The organism is Paraburkholderia sp. BL18I3N2 (assembly GCF_003001875.1).
GTDB classification, from domain to species: Bacteria; Pseudomonadota; Gammaproteobacteria; order Burkholderiales; family Burkholderiaceae; genus Paraburkholderia; species Paraburkholderia phytofirmans.
Genome location: NZ_PVNC01000005.1, coordinates 345050 through 367873, shown reverse-complemented (window position 1 = coordinate 367873; position 22824 = coordinate 345050). Strand labels below are relative to the sequence as shown.

Here is a 22824-nt window from a genome sequence, read left to right as displayed (position 1 = left end):
TCGTCATTAGGCTGATATGAGTTTATCGATCAAATCCATGCGCCGTAAAAAATGACGACGCAGACAAATGACAGCAAGACGCACTTGACTTAGAGTGCACTCGAAGTCCTAACCTGAGTTCCGTCATGTCGAATATCTCGAAAGCACTCACCATCGGGCAGGTCGCTGAAACGATCGGCGTCTCGACGCACACGCTGCGGTATTACGAGCAGGCCGGGCTGATTCGCGAGGTCGGCCGCACACAGGCGGGGCATCGGCTGTATTCGCCGGCCGATCTCGACTGGCTGCGGTTCGTGATGCGCCTGAAGGCGACTGGCATGCCGATCGCCGGCATGCAGGCGTTCGCGGCGTTGCGCGCGCAAGGCCAGCCGACCATGGGCGCGCGCCGCGACCTGCTGGTGGCGCATCGGGATGCGGTTTTGGCGCGGATCGCGGAGTTGCAGAGCAACCTCGGCGCGATCGTCGACAAGATCGCGTACTACGAGGCGGCCGGGCGCGCACCCGCCGCGGAGCACTCGCCACGACAGACCGACGAAACCCACGCGCATTTACATTTGGAAGAGGACTCACCATGGACCACGCACACAACGACCGCTACACCCGAGGCTGGGAAAAACTGAAGCAGATCGACGGCTCGACTGGCGAACAGGTGATCGCCGCGCTCGCGCCGATCGCGCCGGATTTCGGGCGTCTGCTGATCGAATTCGGCTTCGGCGATATTTACAGCCGGCCGCAACTCGATCTGCGCGCGCGTGAGATTGCTACGATCGCGTCGCTGGCCACGCTTGGTTGCGCGCAGCCGCAGTTGAAGGTGCATATCGAGGCGGCGTTGAACGTCGGCTGCACGCGCGAGGAGATCGTCGAGGTGTTCATGCAGATGGCGCTCTATGCGGGCTTTCCGGCGGCGCTGAATGCGCTGTTTGCCGCGCGCGAGATTTTTGAGCGCCGTGATCGGGCGGCGAATGACGTGCAAGCGGCGAGTGCCGGCCGGGTGGTGGAAGAAGGGGTCCACGCGGCCGCGGATTGATATCCGCGAGGCGCCGCGACAACAATGGTAGGGCAGGCGGCTGCTTTGTGCGGCCGCTTTTTGTTGAGGTGCCGACGCAACTAACGGTCTGCTTTGAGCAACCGCTGCGATTCCGCGTCAGTGGCCGAGGGTCAAACTACGGCTATCAGTAAGAAACCGGCAATTTTCTGGCTAAAGGATCAAACCGAGGCTTCGCAGTGGTAAGCAGGCAATTTTCCAGCCAAGGATCAAACCGAGGCTTACGAGCGCAAAGCCGGCAATTTTCCGGCTAAGGATCAAACCGAGGCTTACTAGCGCAAAGCCGGGCAATTTTTCCGGCCCAGGATAACTGCGGCTTACCGGCGCGCAAGCCAAAATTCTTGCCGCCTACACAGCCCCATCAAGCCGCCGAATCCACCCGAAGCGCCGCCTCGGCACGCAAATACCGCTTGCTCACCACGCGCCAGTACATCAGCAAGCCAATGCCGGCAATCGCCAGACTCGCGGTATTCGCCACCCAGAAGCCACGCGCGCCGGTCAGCCATTCCGGCGTGCCGCCGGTCACGTTGAAACCGAGCACATAGCCCCCGCCGAGCCCCACGCCCCACAGCGCCACCGCGTAGATTACGGTCGGCACGACCGCCACCTTGTACGCGCGCAGCACGAACGCGGTGGTGATCTGCAAGGCATCGAACAGGTGATAGCACACGACGATCAACACCAGCGGCAACGCCGCCGTCACGACCTGCGCATTCGGCGTATAGCCTTCGATGATGTACGGCCGCAGCACCAGCACGATCGCGCCGTAACAGCAGGCAATCGCCATCGCCATCATGATGCCGTGACGCGACAGCGTGCGCGCCGCTTCCGGACGATGCGCGCCGAGCGCCTGCGCGACCAGCGTCGACGAAGCGATGCCGATCGACAGCGGCGTCATGTACAGCACCGCGCCGATATTGCCGGCGATCTGGTGGCCGGCGAGCGTCGTCGTGCCGAAGCGCGCAATGAAGAGCGCCATGAACGTGTAGGAGGTGACTTCGATCAGATACGACAGGCCCATCGGAATACCCAGCCGCAGTTGCGCCGCCTGGCGCCGCCAGACCGGCCAGCAAAACTGCGCGAAGATCGCAAACGGCCGGAAGATGTCGACGCGCGTCAGCAGCAGCATGCCGAGCGCGGCCAGCGCCCAGTTGATCGTGGTGCTGGCGAGCGCGCAACCCGGCCCACCGAGCGCCGGCACGCCGAATCCGCCGAAGATGAACCACGTATTGAGCGGCACCTTGAGCAGCAGCGCGCCGATCTGCAGGATCATCACGAGCCGCGGCTGGCCGACCGCGTTGGTGACCGAACTGTAGACCCGAAAAGCGAGGCCGGCCGGCAAGCCGAAAGCCAGAATCCGCAGGTAGGCGACGGTGCGGTCGTGCAGCGCCTCGGGCACGCGCGCGACCTGCAACACGGGGCCCGGGAAGAACAGGATCAGGAAGCCGATCACGGTCAGCGCCAGCGCAAGCCACAAGGCCTGGCGAACTTCCTCGCCGATCTCGATGTAGCGGCGCGCGCCGTAGAGTTGCGCGGTAATCGGTTGCAGCGCGGTCAGAATGCCGGTCAGGCCGATATACACGGAGATATAGATCGACGAGCCGAGGCCGAGCGCGGCGAGATCGACAGCGGAGTAACGGCCGACCATCGCCGTGTCGATCACGCCGAACGCGATGATCGCCAGTTGGCCGATCAGCACCGGCCAGGCGAGGCCGGCGATTTTCCGTACGTCGGCGAACATGCTCAGTCGGACTTCTTGCGCCAGCTGCGGCGTTTGACGACCGGCGGCTTCGGACGGTCGATGCGCACGTACAAACGGAAGCGTTCGTCGCGGTCGGCCACGCGGCGGCCTTCCCACACCAGCTTCCAGACGAAGTCGGACATCGCGCTCGGTTCGCCGTAGTCCTGCGTATCCTGACGCAGGATCACGTCGCAGTCCTGGTCGAAGGAGAAGTGCATGTCGCCGAAATAGGCGAAGGTCGCGATCTGCGCATTGCCGAGGCGCACCGGCGAGATGCAGGTGTAGTCGTCCGGCAGATGGGCGGCGATCTGTTCGGCGACGTCCTTATAAGTCCGGCTGTAGTTGACGACCGGCAGCCACAGCGTCATGAGCAGCACCCACATGAGGGTGGTGCCGGCGCTCGAGAGCACCACGCTGCGCCACAAGACTTTCGGGTGGCGCGCGAGCCGCCACTGCACCAGCACGAACCAGCAGACCGTCACGGCGACCGCGCACACGAACGACAGGATCTTGAACTGCGGCGCGAAGCCCGGCGCGAGACGCGCGAGATTACGCGCGAGCGGATGCGGGAAGCCGGTCAACCCCGCGATATAAACCAGCCAGACGAAGCTGCCGAGAATCGTGAAGCTCAGGAGCGCGAACCAGTCGATTGCATTGATCGCGCCGCGCTTGAGCGTGGGCAGCGCGAACGCGGCCAGCACGGCGAGCGGCGGCAGCAGCAGCATGTAAAGCCGGTTCGATTGGTGGCTCTGCAACACGACCAGCACGAACAGCGGCCCGATCACCGAAAGCGGAATGGCCACGTGCGGTGCGCGCCGCAATCCCGACCAGCTGAACCACGCCCACAGTGCCAGCGGCCACGCCGGCCATGTGAAAAGTGGCAGGTTTTTCAGCGCGTAGCCGGCAACCGAGCCGGGCGGCCCGGCGAACGAACTCAAGCTGACGTGCACCCATTGATTGAGGTACCAGACGGCGTCGACGGGGAAGGTGGCGAGCGCGGCGATCGGCCACGCCGCCGACAACACGAGCGCCACCGGCAGGCCTGCCAGCAGCAGCCAGCGCGAGCGCGTTTCGCGCACGATCAGGGTCATCGCCAGCGTGCCGAGCAGCAGCGCGCCGACCAGCACAGGGCTGCTGGCCAGGACGACGAGGGAGATGGCGAGACCCCAGATCAGCGCGCCCTGAATGGGCTTGTCGATCATGCGCACGAGCCCGTACACGAGCATCGCGATGCCGAAGAACTGTGCGAGCTGCGGCGTGGTTTCGTGGCCGCGCTCGGCGAGACCGAAACAGGCAAGCAGGATCAGCAGTGCGCCGTCGGCGAGCGTGCGGCCGTAGTCGCGCGGCTCCGGCTCGCCGCCGAACGCGTATTTGAACGGCTGGACTTCGGCGCGCCGGCCGAGCAGGTAAGCCGCGTACCAGACGAACGCGCAGCCCGCGCAGAACATCAGGCCCGTGAAGACGCGCGAGGCGTTGCTCGCGTCGACCCACGGCGCGAGCAGACGGATCGCGCTGGCGCCGAACCAGTAGCCGAGCGGGCCGTCTTCAGTGAGGTATTTGCCGACCAGATTCGGCAGGAGCCAGTCGTGCGCGCCGCCGTTCGCCATGGTCCACATGACGCCGAAGCCGGCTGCATCCTCGTTCTTCCACGGATCGCGGCCGAATAGTCCGAACGATGCGTAGACGATACAGATGGTCAGCAGCAGCCAGCGCGGCAACGCACTGGTCGCTGAGGCAGTGAGGCGAACGACAGGTCTCATGCGGTGTGTGGTATTGGATAAGCGGTGCAGCCGGGACCGGACGGCATGTCCGGCTCGAAGGCCAATTTGGAGCATCCGGCATTGTAGTCGTGCCGTGCGATGCGCGTCACGGCCGGTAACGGCTCGCAACGTGGTTGGAAAAGCTGTAACACGGTTTGGGTGGCGCGCCGTGCTCGTGCGCTTTTCGCCGCCGCATTGGCTATGGATGATCAGCCAGGCGACAAAAAAGGGCAGCTCGCGCTGCCCTTTTTGTTCCTGCTTCGCTGCCGGCCAAAGCCGGCGACGAGCCAGGTATTACTTCGCTGCTGCCTTGCCGGTAGCGCGCGAGCCGAACTTGTTGCGGAACTTCTCGACGCGGCCTGCCGTGTCCATGATCTTTTGCTGGCCGGTGTAGAACGGATGCGATTCCGACGACACTTCGATCTTGGCGAGCGGGTAGGTCTTGCCTTCGAATTCGGCGGTTTCACGCGTCTGGATGGTCGAGCGCGTCACGAACTTGAAGTCGTTCGACACGTCGATGAACAGAACTTCGCGATAATCCGGGTGAATGCCTTCTTTCATGATCTTTCCTTTAATCTGGCGGTAGCCAACCCGCGTGCGGCCGTATTTAAACGAACCGCATCTAGGCGCGAGCCACTTGCCTATGGTCGAAAAACGGCGATTATGCCAGAAAATCAGTCGCTTGACGACTTTTGCAGAGGCTTTTTGCTAGCGGCACGCGCCGTTTTCACGGCTGTCTGGCGCGCTCGGCGGTCGTCACGCGTATCGGGCGCCGGCCCTTGTTTGGCGGGCGTTCGCGTCAGGCGGGCGGCGTGAACGTCATACCGACCCGCGCCGGATCCTGCCGGTAATATTGCGCGAGCAGCCGGTAAAGCTGCGGATACTCGGCTTCGAACGCCTGCGGCTGAACGAACAGCGCCTCGCTGCAGACGGCAAAAAATTCCGACGGATGATCCGCCGCGTACGGATCGATCAACGAGTCGCGCTCGAAGCGTGCCCAGCGACGCTCCGGCACCGCGTCGACCTTGGCGCAGAAGTGGTCGTAAGCATGGTCGAACACATCGGCCCAAGCCTGCGAATCGAGCGGCGCGTGCCAGCGGCGCATGAGCGGCGGGTGGCCGTCCGCTTCGCCGTTCAGCATGTCGATCTTATGCGCGAATTCGTGAATCACGACGTTGTAGGCGTCCGAGCCGTCCGTCATTTGCGCGTCTTCCCACGACAGCACCACCGGCCCGCCTTCCCATGCTTCGCCGCTCGCGTCCTGTTCGACCTCGTGCACCACGCCGTCTTGGTCCTCGACCGTCTTGCGGATCACGAACTCGCCCGGATAGACGATCACGCCGACCCAGCCGCGATACAGATCGAGGCTCAGGTTCAGCACCGGCAAGCAAGCCTGGGCGGCGATCGCCACGGTCATCGCGTCGGTGAGTTCGAGCTCGTGCGCGGTCGAAAATTCTTTTTGCGCGAGGAACAGGCTCGTCAGTTCGCGCAAACGCACGAGGTCCGGCGCAGCGAGGTGCGCGAGGAACGGCAGGCCGTCGAGCGTGGCTTGCCAGAGCGAATCCTCGATCGCGTAGTCGCGTAGCGCGCGCTCGCGCCGGCGTGTGCCGAACCATTGGGTCAGTTTCGAGAGCATGGCCTGAAGCAACCTTTAGTCGATCTGTTTTTGCCACGCGGCAAACAGGCCGCCGCATATCGCCACGCCGATCAGAAAGTAGAAGCCGTCCAGCGAGGTCAAAAAGCTGGCTTGTTGCGCCACCGTGCGGCTGATTTCCACGAGCGCCAGCGAGTGCGCCTCGGAGGGCGAGCGGCCGGCGGCGGCCAAGTCTTTCGTCAGCGCGGCAAGCGAGTTCTGGAACACAGGATTGTACGGATTCACGAACTCCGCGAGGCGAGTTTCATGCAGCGCCTGGCGATGTTGCTCGACGATGATCACGGAGGCCGTCGCGAACGACATGGTCAGTTGCCGCACGATGTTTTTCAGCCGGTAGCCGTGGGTGAATTCTTCGATGGCGAAAATTCTGAATGTGAGATTGGCGACCGGTAGCACGATGAATAGCAGCAGCAAGCCGCGCAACAGTAACGGCAGCATCAACGCCGCCTCGCCGACGCCGGGCGACATGCGCGTCATCAATGCCGCGGCGAACGCGGCGACCGCGAAGCCGGGCACGATGATCCACTTCTTGCGCGGCAGCAGCTTCGCATAACGCAAATAGACGAACAGCGCGCTCGCCGAAATCAGCGACGTCACGCCGACCAGTTGCCCGGCGTTTTCGACCGGATAGCCGAGACCGCTCTCGAGAAAGCGCGAGATCAGGTAGCTGAACACAGTCGAGATGTAGTAGTAGAACATGTACAGCACGAGCCCGACCTGGAAGACCTTCTCGCGCAGCGCATGAAGGCGCACGAGCGGCGCGGGATGATGCCACTGGTGATAGGCGAACCAGCCTAGGGCGGCGATCCCGGCGACGGTCAGCAGAATCAGTCCGGGCGACGCGCTGAACAACTGGAAGCGCACTTGCTGCATCACGATCTGCAGCGCGCCTTGCGCAAACGCGAAGATGATGTACGGCCAGAAATGCGCCGAGCCGCGTTCCTCCGGCAGACGGTTGCCGGAGTCGGGCAACGCGAGCAAGGCCAGCACGGCGAACAGCACGCCCACCGGCGCCGTGCAGGCGAACAGCGCGCGCCAGTCGAAATGCCCGACCAGCTGGCCGCCGATCAGCGGCGCCAGCGCACTGCTCAGGACGATCAGTATGAGAAACGCGCGGGTGGCCGCGGGACGCTGCTGCGGCTTGAAACTCATCTGGATCAGGATGCGGCAGGTGCCCATCATCGGGCCGATGAAGTAGCCTTGAAAGCCACGCGCGAACGCCAGTTCGATTGACGATTCGCACAGCGCCGCGGCCACTGCCCCGCCGGCATAGAGCAGCATGCAGCCGGCCACGTAACGCCGGTAACCGAAGCGTTCGACCCACCATTGCTGCTGCAGGATGCCCAGCACCGCCGCGACCGCATACGCGCTCGACGCCCACACCAGTTCATCGGGCGACGCGTTGATGCCGCCGGCGATATAGCTGGTGAAAAACGAGAAGATCGAATTGTCGAAATAGTCGAGGCCGGTGACGACGGCCAGCACCCAGGGGAAGAAATCGCCGCGCAGTTTTTCGACGCTGAACAACGACACGCGGGGCGACGTGGTGCTCATGAGGATTTGCCCGGCGTGGGCTCGCCCGGCGTGGATTCGCCCGGCGTGGGGTCGTGCGGCTCTTTTGCCTGTTTTGAAGATGTCGCGTTGGCTGTCTTGGCGCGCGCATTGCGGCGCTGCTCGAGCAACGCCTCCGCATTCTCGCCGGCGAGGCGCCGTTTCAGGTAGTCGAGGTCGGGGCTCAGTTCGGCGCGCAGCTTCTGCGCTTCCTTCAGTTCGCGGCGCACGCTTTCGATGCGCGCGTCGAGTGCTGCGACCTGTTGCTCGATGGCGTCGTGAATCTGCTGCAGCGATTCGGTCGAGTAGCGGTGGCCGCCGTCGACGGGTTCCAGCGGACGCTTGAGCATTTCGGTGACGCTGTGCAGCGAGAAACCGAGCGAGCGCAAACGCAGAATGCGGCCGAAGCGCTTCAGATCGTCCTCGTCGTAAAGCCGGTAGCGGCCTTCACTGCGCGTGGGCGACACGAGGCCGCGTTCCTCGTAGTACTTCAGCGTGCGGGGTGTGACGCCGAGACGTTCGGCGGCGTCGCGCACCGTTAGCAGAGTGGGTGAGTCCTTGGGCATAGGTGTGTGACTGACATGACGGACTGGTCGCATTGTACTGCAACCTGTACGTTCACGTACAGGTTGCATCCATAATCAACGTCGCTGTCGGCAACCGGACGCGGTCTGCGCACCTGCGCGAATGGCAAATCGAAGGGCGAAAAAAAGCCGCTCGTTTGCGACGAGCGGCTTTTCTATGCGGTGCGTATGCTGCGATTGCTGCGGCTGTATCAGCTCAATTACTTAGCTGCCGCCGCCGCGACGCATCATGTCGAAGAACTCGGAGTTGCTCTTTGTCTGGCGGATCTTGTCGAGCAGGAATTCCATCGACTCGACTTCGTCCATGTCGTGAATGAACTTGCGCAGCACCCAGATCTTTTGCAGCACTTCGGGCTTGATCAGCAGTTCTTCGCGGCGCGTGCCGGACTTGTTCAGGTTGATCGACGGATAGACGCGCTTTTCAGCAAGACGGCGCTCAAGGTGCACTTCCATGTTGCCGGTGCCCTTGAACTCTTCATAAATCACGTCGTCCATGCGGCTGCCGGTTTCGATCAGCGCCGTGCCGATGATGGTCAGCGAACCGCCTTCCTCGATATTGCGCGCCGCGCCGAAGAAGCGCTTCGGACGCTGCAGCGCATTGGCGTCGACACCACCCGTCAGCACCTTGCCCGAAGCCGGCACGACGGTGTTGTACGCCCGCGCGAGACGCGTGATCGAGTCGAGCAGAATCACCACGTCGTTCTTCATTTCGACGAGGCGCTTGGCTTTTTCGATCACCATTTCGGCGACCTGAACGTGACGCGCGGCGGGTTCGTCGAACGTGGAGGCGATCACTTCGCCCGCCACCGAACGCTGCATTTCGGTCACTTCTTCCGGGCGTTCGTCGATCAGCAGCACGAACAGCACGACATCCGGATGGTTCTGCTTGATCGCGTGGGCGATGTGCTGAAGCATCACGGTCTTGCCGGACTTCGGCGACGCCACCAGCAGGCCGCGCTGGCCTTTGCCGATCGGCGCGATCATGTCGATGATGCGGCCCGTGACGTTTTCCTCGCCACGCATTTCACGTTCGAGCAGCAGCACCTTGTTCGGGTGCAGCGGCGTCAGGTTTTCGAACATGATCTTGTGCTTCGAGGCTTCCGGCGGCTGGCCGTTGACCTTGTCCACCTTCACCAGCGCGAAATAACGTTCGCCGTCTTTCGGCGTACGCACTTCGCCTTCGATCGTGTCGCCCGTATGCAGGTTGAAGCGGCGGATTTGCGACGGGCTGATGTAAATATCATCCGTGCTGGCGAGGTACGAGGTTTCCGGCGAACGCAGGAAGCCGAAGCCGTCCGGCAGCACTTCGAGCGTGCCGTCGCCGAAGATCGTGTCGCCCGTTTTGGCTCGTTTTTTTAGAATGGCGAACATCAATTCCTGCTTGCGCAGGCGGTTCGCACTTTCGATCTCGAGGCCATTGGCCATCTCGATCAATTCGGACACGTGCAGAGTCTTAAGCTCGGATAAATGCATACGGAGAACCCGCAGGAGAAGGTGCGACGAAATGGAATCTGGGAGGAGAGTGAGCGGAACCGCTCAAGGACTTACACGTCTTTTCGACGTTTTGCGGATTCTAGCATAGCACACGCCAGTTTCCGCCGGTGCGACGGCATGGCATCTTTCTTGTTGAGCGTGTTGCCGGCTGACAACACGCTCAACACAGCGCGCCGCGGGCCTCAGAGGCCTCGCGGCGCGCCGCTGTGAAGCTTTACAGGTTACCGTCGAGGAACGCGGTGAGTTGCGACTTCGACAGTGCGCCGACTTTCTGCGCGGCGACAGCGCCGTTCTTGAACAGGATCAGCGTGGGGATACCGCGCACGCCAAACTTGACCGGCGTCGATTGATGTTCGTCGACATTGATCTTGGCGATTTGCAGGCGATCGGCGTAATCCTTCGCGACTTCGTCGAGGATCGGCGCGATCATCTTGCACGGACCGCACCATTCGGCCCAGAAATCGAGCAGCACGGGTTTATCGGATTTCACGACGTCCTGTTCGAACGATGCGTCGCTAATATGCTTGATTTGTTCGCTCATTTATGAATACCTCTATCGGTTCGAGGCCCGCCTGAATTGCTCGCCACGATACGTCAAAACCTAAGGAAACTTCCGTTCGCTTTGCCGCAACCGCAGCCTTGCCGACACACGCCGAAAAAGGGGAAACCTGTTTCGGAATATGCGGAAGGCTCGCGTTTGCGGGTCATCCGTACGGCAGTTTAGCTTAATTCGCTATGCGTTGCCGGGGCCGATAGTACTCATCAGGGCAGTGGGGCCAATGGCTGCCGACGAAGTGCCACCGTGATTCGTGAAACCATGACGCAACGTATCTGGTGGCTTGCCGGCCAAACTCAAGTGGCTTCAATGCGACTCGCCGCGAGTTCGTCTATATAGTGCGGAAGTAGCGATTCAGCGCGCCATTGGCGCTTTGCTCGTATTAACAGTCGCACGACGGCTCAAGCGGTGATAGAATGTTTCGTGACGGGCCTCCTCGCATGGAGGGATGGTCAACCTGGTCAGGTCGGGAACGAAGCAGCCACAGCCGTTTTCCACCAGTGCCGAGGGTCGGGCTCGTCACCTTCCTTTCTCATTGCTTCTGCCGGTTCTTGTTGTTCTCCGCGGGTTCTTCCGCAAACGCATTCCATCTCCTGTTTTACCCTGAGCGCCGCGGCATTCAGCCATCTCTGCCGATGTTTCTCGCGCGCCTCATCTATTTTTTTCTATCGGTCCGTTAGCCACTTCCAATGAAGTGACAGCATGCGTTCGCGCGCCGTCGCGAATCGGTTTTGCGTGGCATCGTTACTGATACAATTTCCAGATGACCTATCAAGTTCTCGCACGCAAATGGCGGCCGAAGGATTTCGCTTCGCTCGTCGGACAGGAGCACGTGGTGCGCGCGCTCACGCACGCGCTCGACGGCGGCCGTCTGCACCATGCCTATCTGTTTACCGGCACACGCGGCGTCGGCAAAACCACGCTGTCGCGCATCTTCGCCAAGGCGCTGAATTGCGAAACCGGCGTGACTTCCACGCCATGCGGCGTGTGCCGCGCGTGCCGCGAGATCGACGAAGGGCGCTTCGTCGACTATGTCGAGATGGACGCGGCGAGTAATCGCGGCGTCGACGAAATGGCGGCGCTGCTCGAGCGCGCCGTCTACGCGCCGGTGGATGCGCGCTTCAAGGTCTATATGATCGACGAAGTGCACATGCTGACCAACCACGCCTTCAACGCCATGTTGAAGACGCTGGAAGAACCGCCTGCGCACGTCAAGTTCATTCTCGCCACGACGGATCCGCAAAAGATTCCGGTCACGGTGCTGTCGCGCTGTCTGCAGTTCAATCTGAAGCAGATGCCGGCCGGCCACATCGTCTCGCATCTCGAACATATTCTCGGCGAAGAGAAGGTGCCGTACGACGCCCAGGCGCTGCGTCTGCTCGCGCGCGCGGCCGACGGCTCGATGCGCGACGCGCTTTCGCTGACCGATCAGGCGATCGCCTATTCGGCTAATCAGGTCAATGAAGAAGCCGTGCGTGGCATGCTCGGCGCGCTCGACCAGAGCTACCTGATTCGTCTGCTCGACGCGCTCGCGGACGGCGATGGCGCCGCGGTGCTGTCGGTCGCCGACGAGATGGCGTTGCGCAGTCTGTCGTTTTCGACGGCGCTGCAGGATCTGGCGAGTTTGCTGCACCGGATCGCGTGGGCGCAGTTCGCGCCGTCGTCGGTACTAGACGAGTGGCCCGAGGCGGCCGACCTGCGCCGCTTCGCTGAAGCGCTGAGCGCCGAACAGGTGCAACTGTTCTATCAGATCGCGACGATCGGTCGAAGCGAACTGGGTCTCGCGCCGGACGAATACGCGGGCTTCACCATGACGCTGCTGCGCATGCTGGCGTTCGAACCGGCGCCCGCGGGCGGCGGCGGTGGCACCGTAGGTTCGGCGCGTGCGCCGGGCCAGGCGGGGGCGAACGGAGCGAAACGTACCGGCGCGCCGGCCGTGGCCGCGCAACAGGGCGCTTCGGGTTTGCCGGCGACGGCAGCCGCGACACCCGCATCGGGGAGTTCGCGTGAAGCGAGCGTGAACGCTACCACGCCGGTTCGTGAGACGCAGCCTGGCGATGCTGCGGTGCTGGACAAGGGCGCAGCGGTCGGCGCATCGGTTCAGCCTGCGCAGCAAGCGAATGGCGCAATTGAAGTGCAGGCTGCTGGTAACAGAATTCAGGCTACGCCGCCGGATTCTGCTCAAGGCGTAACGACAGAGCAATCGCCTGGTGCAGAGCCGGCGCCGGTTGCTCACGAGGTAAATTCAGCGCCGTTGTCGGCGGAGGACGATGCCGCCGCGGCATCCGCGTCGCCCGCAACTCCTACCGCCGCCTTGGCGCCGTGGGATGACGCGCCCGCCGACTCGGCCGCGAACGAAGCTTCCGTAACCGCTGTCGCCAACGGCTCGGAGACGAATGTCGCCGCGGCCACATTTCTCGACGACTCAGCGCCCGCGTCTTCGTTGAGCGCACCCGCAGCGGCTGCACTCGCCCGCACCGAGCAGGCCGCGGCAACAACACCGTCACAAAATTCGCAGGAGCCGCCGCCCGTTGCCGACAGCGCACCGCGTCGCGCAGGTGGCGCAAGCGCCGCGCTCGACGTCTTGCGCAGCGCCGGTTTGAAAGTGTCGTCGGACCGTGGCCGCGCGACCGCGAAGCCCGCTGCGCCCGCTACGCCAAAACCGGCTGCGCCGCGCGTCGTCGTTCCCGTGCCGACCCCGGGCGCACCGCGCCGCGCGCCACAGCAGGATGCCGCGCCGGCAGCGCCCGCCGCTCGCACGTCCGCATCTTCAGCGCCCGCACAGCGCAACGGCGCCGAGCAGAACGGCGCGTCGGCGCCGCCGTGGGACGACATGCCGCCCGACGAATACATGCCGCTCACCGCCGCGGACGAAGGCTATTACGGCCTGCCGGACGACGGCTACATGCCCGTGTTCGACAGCGGCCCCGACGACGTCCGCGTGAATTCCGCCGCCCCCGCGTCGGCGCCGGTGGTCGATCAACGTCCACTGCCGCCCGCCGTGCCGCTCGATCCGCTGGGCTTCAAGGGTGATTGGCCGGCCTTGGCCGTCGATCTGCCGCTCAAGGGCATTTCGTATCAGCTCGCGTTCAACAGCGAACTCATGGCGCTCGAAGGCCGCACGCTCAAACTGAACGTGCCGGTGCCGCAGTACGCGGAAGCCTCGCAAGTCGCTAAACTGAAAGCCGCGCTCGCCGACAGGCTCGGCCAGACTGTCGACGTGCTCGTCGAAGTCGGTCCGGCGCGCCGCACGGCCGCCGCGCACGACGCCGCCTTGCGCGCGCAGCGTCAACAGGAGGCGGAGCGCGAGATCGGCGCCGATCCGTTCGTGCAGTCGCTGATTCGCGAGTTCGGCGCGAGCATCGTGCCTGGCTCGATTCGCCCGATTACTCCGGACGCCGGTTCGAACGGCGCGCCGTCGGTCCACTGATTCGCCGCGCGACACGCCATAGCGCGCCCGATTTCCGAATTTCACGCTATCAAGAAGGAGCATGTCCATGATGAAAGGCCAACTCGCCGGGCTGATGAAGCAAGCCCAGCAGATGCAGGAAAACATGAAGAAGATGCAGGAGCAACTCGCGCTGATCGAAGTCGAGGGGCAGTCGGGCGCCGGTCTCGTGAAGGTGACGATGACCTGCAAGAACGACGTGCGCCGCGTATCGATCGACCCGAGCCTGCTCGCCGACGACAAGGACATGCTGGAAGACCTCGTCGCCGCCGCGTTCAACGACGCCGTGCGCAAGGCCGAAGCCACCGCCCAGGAAAAGATGGGCGGCATGACTTCGGGTCTGCCGCTGCCGCCGGGCTTCAAACTGCCGTTCTGAACGACACCGCTGCAAGGCGGCGGGTCAGGCGCCGTGGCGGTTGTCGCCGCGGCGTGAACGGAGCGCGTGAGTTGCGCACGCTGCGCGTGCCGCCGGTGCTGCACTCGCTGCGCGCGTGTTCCGGCTTGACCCAACTGGCCGTCGTTCGGCCGAGGCGTGCATCGTGCGCTCTCGAGCCGGCCGTTGCCGGAATGATGGAAACTGATCGAATCAACCGCATCGCCACCCGAATAGCCGGGCACTACCCACTTCGACGCCGATCCGCATGAAACAACCTTCCGCCTTGTCGGCGCTCGTCGAAGCGCTGCGCGCGCTGCCCGGCGTCGGGCCGAAGTCCGCGCAACGCATGGCGTACCACCTGATGCAACACGATCGCGACGGCGCCGAAAAACTCGGCCGCTCGTTGCTGTTCGCCACTGAGCATCTGCAGCACTGCGAGAAGTGCAACACCTTCACCGAAGCGCAGATCTGCGAGGTCTGCCTCGATGAGGAGCGCGATCCCACTTTGCTGTGCGTCGTCGAAACGCCAGCCGACCAGATCATGCTCGAGCAGACAATGACTTATCGCGGCCTCTACTTCGTGCTGATGGGGCGTCTGAGTCCGCTCGACGGCATCGGTCCGAAGGAGATTCATTTCGACCGGCTGGTCCGGCGCGCATCGGATGGCGTGGTCAAGGAAGTCGTGCTCGCCACCAATTTCACCAACGAAGGCGAGGCGACCGCGCATTACCTCGGGCAGACGCTCAAGGCGCGCGGCCTCGCTGTCACGCGCCTTGCGCGTGGCGTGCCGGTGGGCGGCGAACTCGAATACGTGGACGCCGGCACGATCGCACGCGCCATGCTCGACCGTCGCTCGATGTAGCGCAAGGGAACAACTACAACGGTACGCCATGCGCGTTGGAATCGGAACAGCAAACAGCTTGCATGAGACCAGGGCGCGCTGTGGGACCGGAGAGGGCGATAAAGCGCTGATTCAGGATCGACATGAGTGCTTTGCATGGGACCGGAGTAACGCGCTAAAGCGCGAACTCCCGCCGACAGCTTTGCATGGGACCAGAGTAAGCGCTAAAGCGCTAACTCTGGTCGACCGCTTTGCATGGGACCAGAGTAAGCGCTAAAGCGCTAACTCTGGTCGACAAAGGAGACACATGAGCGCCACCCCAGAATCAGGCGCGAGCACCGCGCCGCAAGATAAAACCGGCCCGCTCGCCGGCGTCAAGGTGCTGGAACTCGGCACGCTGATCGCCGGACCGTTCGCCGCGCGTTTTCTCGGCGAGTTCGGCGCCGACGTCGTCAAGATCGAAGATCCCAAGGGCGGCGACCCGCTGCGCAAATGGCGCAAGCTCTATCCGGAAGTCGGCGGCACGTCCCTCTGGTGGGCCGTGCAGGCGCGCAACAAGAAATCCGTCACGATCAATCTGAAGGCCGAAGAGGGCAAGGAGATCGTGCGGCGCCTCGCGAAAGAAGCGGATATCGTCATCGAAAATTTCCGGCCGGGTTTGCTGGAGAAACTCGGCCTCGGTTATGACGTGCTGTCGGCAGAAAACCCCGGCCTCGTCATGGTGCGTCTGTCCGGCTACGGCCAGACCGGTCCGTATCGCGACCGGCCCGGTTTCGGCGCGATTGCCGAGTCGATGGGCGGCTTGCGTCATATCACCGGCTACCCGGATTTGCCGCCGCCGCGCATCGGCATTTCAATCGGCGATTCGATCGCCGCGCTGCACGGCGTGATCGGCGCACTGATGGCGCTGCATCACAAGCAGGTGAACGGCGGCAAAGGGCAGGTCGTCGACGTCGCGCTGTACGAGGCGGTCTTCAACATGATGGAAAGCGTGGTGCCCGAATACGGCGTGTATGGCATGGTGCGCGAGCGCACCGGCGCGTCGCTGCCGGGTATCGTGCCGTCCAACACGTATCCGTGCCGCGACGGCAGCATCGTGATTGGCGGCAATAGCGATCCAATCTTCAAGCGCCTGATGATCGCGATCGAGCGCGAGGATCTCGCGAACGATCCGGCGCTCGCGCACAACGACGGCCGCGTGCCGCGCACCCAGGAAATCGACGGCGCGATCGCCGCCTGGCTCGCCACGCGCACCATCGACGAAGCACTCGCCGTACTGAACGCCGCCGACGTGCCGGTGGGCCGCATCTATAGTGTGGCGGACATGTTCACCGATCCGCAGTTCATGGCGCGCCAGATGATCCAGCGTTTCAAGTGGCAGGACGGTAAGGAAATTACGCTGCCGTCGGTCACGCCGAAGCTCTCGGCCACGCCGGGCGAGACGCGCTGGCTGGGTCCGGAACTGGGTGAACATACCGATGAAGTCCTGCAATCGCTAGGTTATGATGCAGACCACATTGCAAGGTTGCACGCGCAACAGATCGTTTGAGTGAGCGCGCCGCGCGGCATGCCTGCCGCGCGTGATTCATGGTTGCCGCGCATGCGACGTCGCGCAAGCCGTGACTCGAATGCGGATGCTAACGCGGCGCTCACGAGCGCGACGGCAGCAAAGAAAGCCGGCAAAAAAAGCCGGACGGAAAGCCGGACAGAAAGCCGGACCACAAAAGTTTGGAGACTCGAGACCATGCAACGGAGAAGTTTTCTCGCCGGCACCGCCGCACTCGCGGGCGCCACGCTCGCCGCCACGCCGCTTGCTTTCGCGCAGGGCAAACCTGAAACCAGCAAGGTGGCGATCGCCGTCGGCGGCAAGAACCTGTTCTACTACTTGCCGCTCACCATCGCCGAGCGCCGCAATTACTTCAAAGACGAAGGGCTCGACGTCGAAATCTCCGACTTCGCCGGTGGCTCGCAGGCGTTGAAGGCGGCGGTCGGGGGCAGCGCGGACGTGGTGTCCGGCGCATTCGAGCATACCTTGCTGCTGCAGGCGCAAAAGCAGATGTTCCGCGAGTTCGTCCTGCAAGGGCGCGCGCCGCAGATCGTGCTCGCGGTCTCGAAGAAAACCATGCCGAACTACAAGTCGATTGCCGACCTCAAGGGCAAGAAAATCGGCGTGACCGCACCGGGATCGTCGACCTCGATCATGGCGAGCTTCGTGCTGGCGAAAGCGGGGCTGAGCGCGAAAGACGTGGCGTTTATCGGCGTCGGCGCGGGCGCCGGCGCGATCGCCGCGTTGCAGTCGGGGCAGATCGACGCCATCGCCAATCTCGATCCGGTCATGACCAAGCTCGAACGCACCGGCGAGATTCGCGTGGTGTCCGACACGCGTACGCTTGCCGACACGCGCAGCGTCTTCGGTGGCGATATGCCGGCGGGGTGTCTGTACGCATCGCAAACGTTCATCACGAAGAATCCCAACACCACGCAGGCGCTGACCAACGCGATGGTGCGTGCGCTCAAGTGGTTGCAAACGGCGACCGGCAGCGAACTGATCAACACGGTGCCGGAAGGCTACCTGCTCGGCGACCGCGCGGTGTATCTGGACGCGTGGCAGCACGTGAAGGAAGCGATGTCGCCCGATGGCCTGATGCCGGCGGACGGTCCCGCGACGTCGCTGAAGACCTTGCAGGCGTTCGATCCGAACGTGCAGGGCAAGCCGATCGATCTGTCGAAGACGTGGACCAACGACTTCGTCAAGAAAGCGCTGACTACTGTCAAGGCTTGAGTCGAGCACAGGCATTCGGGCCGCGAGGCGACGCAACGCGCGTCGCGATCGCTCGGTCCCGGCGCCGCGTGCCATGACGTGACCTGATCACAAACCAATCCGATCTTTCGAAGCGAGCTGAACGATGACCGTTGCCGCACTGGCGCTCGACAACATCACCTGCACGTTCGCTGCGCGCGACAACCGCGCGCAGCGCTACACGGCGGTGAAGGAAACCACGCTGCGCATCGCGCCGGGCGAGTTCGTCTCGGTGGTCGGCCCGACCGGCTGTGGTAAATCCACGCTGTTGAATGTCGGCGCCGGTTTGCTAGGGCCGTCGTCGGGCACGGTCAGCGTGTTCGGTGAGCCGCTCAAGGGCATCAACCGGCGCGCCGGCTATATGTTCCAGGCCGACGCGCTGATGCCGTGGCGCTCGGCCATCGACAATGTCATGGCCGGCCTTGCGTTCCACGGTGTACCGCCGGCCGAAGCCCGCATCAAAGCCGACGAGTGGTTGAAGCGCGTCGGTCTTGGCGGCTTCGGCGATCGCTATCCGCATCAATTGTCGGGCGGCATGCGCAAGCGTGTCGCGATGGCGCAGACGCTGATTCTCGATCCGGACATCATTCTGATGGACGAGCCGTTTTCCGCGCTCGATATCCAGACGCGTCAGTTGATGGAAAACGAGTTGCTCGACCTGTGGGCCGCGAAACGCAAAGCGGTGCTGTTCATCACGCACGACCTCGACGAAGCGATCGCGATGTCGGATCGCGTGGTGGTGCTCTCGGCCGGGCCGGGCACGCATCCGATCGGCGAATTCACGATCGATCTGCCGCGTCCGCGCGACGTTGCCGAAATCCGTTCGCATCCGCGTTTCGTCGAGTTGCATGCGCAGATCTGGAGCGTGCTGCGCGACGAAGTGCTCAAGGGCTATCAGCAGCAACTCACCGCCGTATAAACGCAAACGCCGTAAACGCGTCACGTATTCGCGTCAATCAATCGTCCAAGGCAAACCGAGTCATGTGGAAGACGTTGCGCCCGAACCGGGCGAATCTGGTGATCTGGCAATGGCTGCTGCTCGTGCTGTGCTTCGTGCTCTGGTACGTGCTGACCAGCCCGACGCTGCTGCCGCCTTTCTATTTCGACGACCCTAACAAAGCCGCGTTCTTCTTCGGCGAGCCGCAGAAAGTGCTGCAGCGGATCTGGGAGTGGTTCGTGGGCGGCGAGATCTATCTGCACCTATGGATCACGCTGGTCGAAACCGTGCTCGCATTCACGCTCGGCACGGCGCTCGGGCTCGGCGTGGGCTTGTGGCTCGCGCTCTCGCCGCTGGCGAGCGCGCTGTTCGATCCGTACATCAAGGCCGCCAACTCGATGCCGCGCGTGATTCTCGCGCCGATCTTCGGCGTGTGGTTCGGGCTGGGCATCTGGTCGAAGGTGGCGCTCGGCGTCACGCTGGTGTTCTTTATCGTGTTCTTCAACGTCTATCAGGGCGTGAAGGAAGTCAGTCCGGTCGTGCTCGCCAACGCGCGCATGCTCGGCGCGAACGGCAAGCATTTGCTGCGTTTCGTCTACTTGCCTAGCGCGATGAGCTGGGTGTTTTCGAGCCTGCATACGTCGGTGGGACTGGCGTTCGTCGGCTCGGTGGTGGGGGAGTATCTCGGCTCGGCGCGCGGCGTCGGCTATCTGATTCTGCAGGCCGAAGGCACCTTCGATATCAATACTGTGTTTGCCGGGATTCTGGTGTTGACCGCGTTCGCGCTGATTCTGGATGCGATCGTGGGCATCGGCGAGCGACGCTTGATGAAGTGGCAGCCCAAGACGGGCGACACGGAGAAGCTGTAGGGCAGAGCGGCGTGCGTTCGATACGCGCGGAGCTCAATGTCCAACACGCAACGCACAACACGCAACGCACTACGCTTAGCGAAACAGAAACGACGCGCCGGTTGGAAACCCGCGCGTCGTTTCTTTTGGTTGCTACCAGAACAAATCGGTTACGCGAAAACTAAGGCGTCACCACCACCTTCCCGATCACGCGACGCTCCGCCATATCCCGCAACGCGCGCCCAGTGTCCTCGAGCGCATAGCGCGCCGAGACATACGGCTTGAGCTTGCCTTCGCCGATCCACCGCGTCATCTGCTGGAACGCCGCGTGATTGTGCTGCGGTTCGCGCTTCGCAAAGTCACCCCAGAACACGCCGACCAGACTCGCGCCTTTGAGCAGCGTCAGGTTGAGCGGCAGCCTCGGGATCTCGCCGTTGGCGAAGCCCACCACCAGATAACGCCCGCGCCAGCCGATGCTGCGAAACGCCGGCTCCGCATACACACCGCCGACCGGATCGTAGATCACGTCCGGGCCTTTACCGTCGGTGAGCGCCTTGATGCGCTCGCGCAGATCTTCGGTGCTGTAGTTGATGGTGGCGTCCGCGCCGTGCTTGACGCAGGTCGCGAGTTTCTCGTCGCTCGACGCGGCCGCGATCACGCGCGCGCCGAGCGCCTTGCCGATTTCGACCGCCGCCAGCCCGACGCCGCCGGCCGCGCCGAGCACCAGCATCGTTTCGCCCGCTTGCAGCGCGCCGCGATCGACCACGGCGTGATGCGACGTGCCGTACGCCAGCGTGAACGCCGCCGCCAGATCGAAGTCGACATCGTCCGCCAAGGGTACGCACGCCGCGGCCGGCGCGAGCGCCTGCTCCGCGAAGCCACCCTGACCGGTGAAGGCGACCACGCGCGAGCCGGGCTTGAACTGCGCGACGTCGGCGCCGACCGCGCGCACCACGCCCGCGACTTCCGAGCCGGGCGTGAAGGGCAAGGGCGGTTTGAACTGGTATTTGTTCTCGATGATCAGCACGTCGGGAAAGTTGACGGCTGCGGCTTTGACGTCGATCACGACGTGGCCTGGCGGCGCTTCGAGGTCCGGCAGGTTTTCGACGATCAGGCTCTCCGGCGGCCCATATTGTTTGCAGCGAATCGCGCGCATCGTGTCTCCATTTCGATCAGGGGTTCGCAAGTATTCTGAGTGTAAAACAATCAGCACGACCGTGCGTTTTTATTGCCTCGCATGTGATCGACAAGTGCGCGATGCATGTCCGGCCGCCGACTCGCGCCAGCCTTTCACGATCCCGACGCGTGCGCGTTGCATACGTCATGCGCACGGCCCGCCGTGTCGTTCGCGCGTCTTCTTTCCTCGGTTACAATCGCCGCATGCGAATCCTACTCAGCAATGACGACGGTTATCTGGCGCCCGGCCTTGCTGCGCTTTACGAAGCGCTCAAGCCGATCGCGGACGTCACCGTGATGGCACCCGAACAGAATTGCAGCGGCGCGTCGAATTCCCTGACGCTGTCGCGACCGCTCTCTGTCCTGCGCTCGGGCAATGGTTTCTACTACGTGAACGGCACGCCCACCGACTCTGTGCACATCGCGTTGACAGGCATGCTCGACCATACGCCGGACCTCGTGGTCTCGGGCATCAACAACGGTCAGAACATGGGCGAAGACACGCTCTATTCGGGCACCGTCGCGGCCGCCACCGAAGGCATCATGTTCGGCGTGCCGGCCATCGCATTCTCGCTGGTCGACAAGGACTGGGTGCATCTCGACGACGCCGTGCGGGTCGCCGCTGAAATCGTCGCGCACTATCTCGAGCAGCCGTTGCCGGGGCATCCGCTTCTGAACGTCAACATTCCGAATTTGCCGTACGAACAACTCGGCGACTGGCAGATTACGCGTCTCGGCAAACGGCATCCGTCGCAGCCGGTGATCCGCCAGACCAACCCGCGTGGCGAGCCGATCTACTGGATCGGTCCGGCGGGCAGCGCGCGCGACGCGAGCGAAGGCACCGACTTTTACGCCGTCGCCAACGGCCACGTGTCGATCACGCCGTTGCAGCTCGACCTGACCCACACGCAAATGCTGCCCGCAGCGCGCGACTGGGCGCGCGCCGGCGGCGGCGCTTCATGACCAGCGAGCGCGCCAAGCGCTTTCCGCTCGGCCTCGAGGACCTGGTGCGCGAACCGCGCCGGCCCGAAGGACGCCCAGGAGAAATCCGCGCGGCGGCGCTCGCCGCAAGCGCTGCGCTGAACGCGCGTCAGCAACCCGCGAAGAATGCGCCGCCCGGTTCCGCGGGTAAATCCCAATCCAGGCCGACAAGGGCGCAGACCGCGGCGCAGATTAAACCGCAAGCCAAGCCCTCGGCGGCGACGCCGCCGAAGCCGGTGGCCGCGCCTTCGGTTAAAACGCCGGCCAAGCCAGTCGTTCAAAGTTCGACGACCCGCACCGCTGCGCAGCCGGCGGCGTCGGCCAAACCTGTTGCCCGATCCGGCGAGCGCAGCGCCGCACCGAACGTCGCTTTGAACGGCGCGATGGCACTGACGTCGGAACGGGTTCGCGAACGCATGGTCGAACGCCTGCGTGCGAACGGCGTGACCGATCAGCGCGTGTTGAACGCGATGTCGGTTGTGCCGCGCCACATGTTCGTCGACCCGGGTCTCGCGGTTCAGGCCTACGAAGACGCGGCGTTGCCGATCGGTCATCACCAGACCATCTCCAAGCCGTCGGTGGTGGCGCGAATGATCGAACTGGCCGCCGCCGGCCGCGTGCTCGCCAACGTGCTCGAAATCGGCACCGGCTGCGGTTATCAGGCGGCCGTGCTGAGCCAGGTCGCGCGCGAGGTTTACTCGATCGAGCGCATCAAGCCGTTGTCCGAACGCGCGAAGACGAACTTGCGTCCGCTGCGCATTCCGAACATTCGCCTGCATTACGGCGATGGGCGCCTGGGACTGCCGGCGGCGGCGCCGTTCGACGCGATCGTGATCGCCGCGGCGGGGCTCGACGTACCGCAAGCATTACTTGAACAACTCGCGATCGGCGGCCGTCTGGTCGCGCCGGTCGGCTCTCAGGACGGCCAGAACCAGGTGCTGACTCTGGTCGAGCGCCTCGGACCCGCGCAGTGGCGCGAGTCGCGGCTTGATCGCGTTTTCTTTGTACCCTTAAAATCCGGAGTGATTTGAC

General features: G+C 63.6%; 20 protein-coding genes and 1 other RNA gene. 12 read left to right on the top strand and 9 right to left on the bottom strand.

Features of this window, described 5'->3' with window-relative positions; all coding sequences use genetic code 11:
- The first annotated feature begins 125 nt into the window (after positions 1 to 125).
- Complete coding sequence (locus tag B0G75_RS17120) at positions 126 to 620, top strand: MerR family transcriptional regulator (protein ID WP_106307695.1); 495 nt, start codon at positions 126 to 128, stop codon at positions 618 to 620.
- Positions 572 to 1027 (top strand): carboxymuconolactone decarboxylase family protein, encoded by a 456-nt coding sequence (locus B0G75_RS17115; RefSeq protein WP_106307692.1) that lies wholly within the window; start codon positions 572 to 574, stop codon positions 1025 to 1027. The genes B0G75_RS17120 and B0G75_RS17115 overlap by 49 nt, the downstream gene beginning before the upstream one ends.
- A 379-nt stretch (positions 1028 to 1406) precedes the next feature.
- Here B0G75_RS17115 and B0G75_RS17110 read toward each other — a convergent pair whose 3' ends face one another.
- The 8 genes from B0G75_RS17110 to trxA all read right to left on the bottom strand — a co-directional run bounded on the left by B0G75_RS17110 (position 1407) and on the right by trxA (position 10370).
- Positions 1407 to 2786 (bottom strand): MATE family efflux transporter, encoded by a 1380-nt coding sequence (locus B0G75_RS17110; RefSeq protein ID WP_106307689.1) that lies wholly within the window; start codon positions 2784 to 2786, stop codon positions 1407 to 1409.
- 2 nt (positions 2787 to 2788) lie between these two features.
- A complete protein-coding gene (locus tag B0G75_RS17105; RefSeq protein ID WP_106307686.1) occupies positions 2789 to 4546 on the bottom strand; it encodes a glycosyltransferase family 39 protein in 1758 nt (585 codons plus the stop codon).
- Between the two features lie 294 nt (positions 4547 to 4840).
- Positions 4841 to 5107, bottom strand: a complete 267-nt coding sequence (locus tag B0G75_RS17100; protein ID WP_106307683.1) for a type B 50S ribosomal protein L31 — start codon at positions 5105 to 5107, stop codon at positions 4841 to 4843.
- A 238-nt stretch (positions 5108 to 5345) separates the two neighbouring features.
- Positions 5346 to 6182, bottom strand: coding sequence for a zinc-dependent peptidase (locus B0G75_RS17095; protein WP_106307680.1), 837 nt, complete (start codon positions 6180 to 6182; stop codon positions 5346 to 5348).
- A 15-nt stretch (positions 6183 to 6197) separates the two neighbouring features.
- The gene (locus B0G75_RS17090) at positions 6198 to 7754 is read right to left on the bottom strand and encodes an MFS transporter (RefSeq protein ID WP_106307677.1); all 1557 of its coding nucleotides are present in this window, start codon (positions 7752 to 7754) and stop codon (positions 6198 to 6200) included.
- Positions 7751 to 8317: a MerR family transcriptional regulator gene (locus B0G75_RS17085; RefSeq protein WP_106307674.1), complete on the bottom strand. Its 567-nt coding sequence runs from the start codon at positions 8315 to 8317 to the stop codon at positions 7751 to 7753. Before B0G75_RS17085 ends, B0G75_RS17090 begins: the two co-directional genes overlap by 4 nt.
- Positions 8318 to 8539: 222 nt before the next feature.
- Entirely contained in the window at positions 8540 to 9808 is a 1269-nt protein-coding gene (gene rho / locus B0G75_RS17080; protein ID WP_006048863.1) for a transcription termination factor Rho, read from the bottom strand.
- 235 nt (positions 9809 to 10043) lie between these two features.
- Positions 10044 to 10370, bottom strand: coding sequence for a thioredoxin TrxA (gene trxA / locus B0G75_RS17075; protein WP_006048864.1), 327 nt, complete (start codon positions 10368 to 10370; stop codon positions 10044 to 10046).
- A gap of 440 nt (positions 10371 to 10810) precedes the next feature.
- Between trxA and ffs the strand changes: the two genes are divergently transcribed.
- The 8 genes from ffs (at position 10811) to B0G75_RS17035 (ending at position 19656) form a co-directional block, all read left to right on the top strand.
- Positions 10811 to 10909, top strand: an RNA gene (ffs, locus tag B0G75_RS17070) — signal recognition particle sRNA small type.
- Between the two features lie 239 nt (positions 10910 to 11148).
- Complete coding sequence (locus B0G75_RS17065) at positions 11149 to 13815, top strand: DNA polymerase III subunit gamma/tau (RefSeq protein ID WP_106307671.1); 2667 nt, start codon at positions 11149 to 11151, stop codon at positions 13813 to 13815.
- Between the two features lie 67 nt (positions 13816 to 13882).
- Positions 13883 to 14209, top strand: a complete 327-nt coding sequence (locus B0G75_RS17060; protein WP_007182071.1) for a YbaB/EbfC family nucleoid-associated protein — start codon at positions 13883 to 13885, stop codon at positions 14207 to 14209.
- Positions 14210 to 14474: 265 nt separating this feature from the next.
- Complete coding sequence (recR, locus tag B0G75_RS17055; protein ID WP_011488245.1) at positions 14475 to 15071, top strand: recombination mediator RecR; 597 nt, start codon at positions 14475 to 14477, stop codon at positions 15069 to 15071.
- A 286-nt stretch (positions 15072 to 15357) separates the two neighbouring features.
- Positions 15358 to 16599 carry a CaiB/BaiF CoA-transferase family protein gene (locus B0G75_RS17050; RefSeq protein ID WP_106307668.1) on the top strand — a complete coding sequence of 414 codons (1242 nt, stop codon included), beginning with the start codon at positions 15358 to 15360 and terminating at the stop codon, positions 16597 to 16599.
- A 195-nt stretch (positions 16600 to 16794) separates the two neighbouring features.
- Entirely contained in the window at positions 16795 to 17832 is a 1038-nt protein-coding gene (locus tag B0G75_RS17045; protein WP_106308040.1) for an ABC transporter substrate-binding protein, read from the top strand.
- A 124-nt stretch (positions 17833 to 17956) separates the two neighbouring features.
- The gene (locus tag B0G75_RS17040; protein WP_106307665.1) at positions 17957 to 18769 is read left to right on the top strand and encodes an ABC transporter ATP-binding protein; all 813 of its coding nucleotides are present in this window, start codon (positions 17957 to 17959) and stop codon (positions 18767 to 18769) included.
- 62 nt (positions 18770 to 18831) lie between these two features.
- Positions 18832 to 19656, top strand: coding sequence for an ABC transporter permease (locus B0G75_RS17035; RefSeq protein WP_106307662.1), 825 nt, complete (start codon positions 18832 to 18834; stop codon positions 19654 to 19656).
- A 160-nt stretch (positions 19657 to 19816) separates the two neighbouring features.
- On the opposite strand, the gene B0G75_RS17030 is transcribed toward B0G75_RS17035, so the two are convergent.
- The gene (locus B0G75_RS17030; RefSeq protein ID WP_106307659.1) at positions 19817 to 20791 is read right to left on the bottom strand and encodes an NADPH:quinone oxidoreductase family protein; all 975 of its coding nucleotides are present in this window, start codon (positions 20789 to 20791) and stop codon (positions 19817 to 19819) included.
- A 224-nt stretch (positions 20792 to 21015) separates the two neighbouring features.
- On the opposite strand from B0G75_RS17030, the gene surE reads away from it, so the two are divergent.
- Both surE and B0G75_RS17020 read left to right on the top strand, forming a co-directional pair.
- The gene (gene surE, locus B0G75_RS17025; protein WP_106308037.1) at positions 21016 to 21774 is read left to right on the top strand and encodes a 5'/3'-nucleotidase SurE; all 759 of its coding nucleotides are present in this window, start codon (positions 21016 to 21018) and stop codon (positions 21772 to 21774) included.
- Positions 21771 to 22823 carry a protein-L-isoaspartate(D-aspartate) O-methyltransferase gene (locus B0G75_RS17020; RefSeq protein ID WP_106307656.1) on the top strand — a complete coding sequence of 351 codons (1053 nt, stop codon included), beginning with the start codon at positions 21771 to 21773 and terminating at the stop codon, positions 22821 to 22823. Before surE ends, B0G75_RS17020 begins: the two co-directional genes overlap by 4 nt.
- The last annotated feature ends 1 nt before the right edge of the window (position 22824 follow it).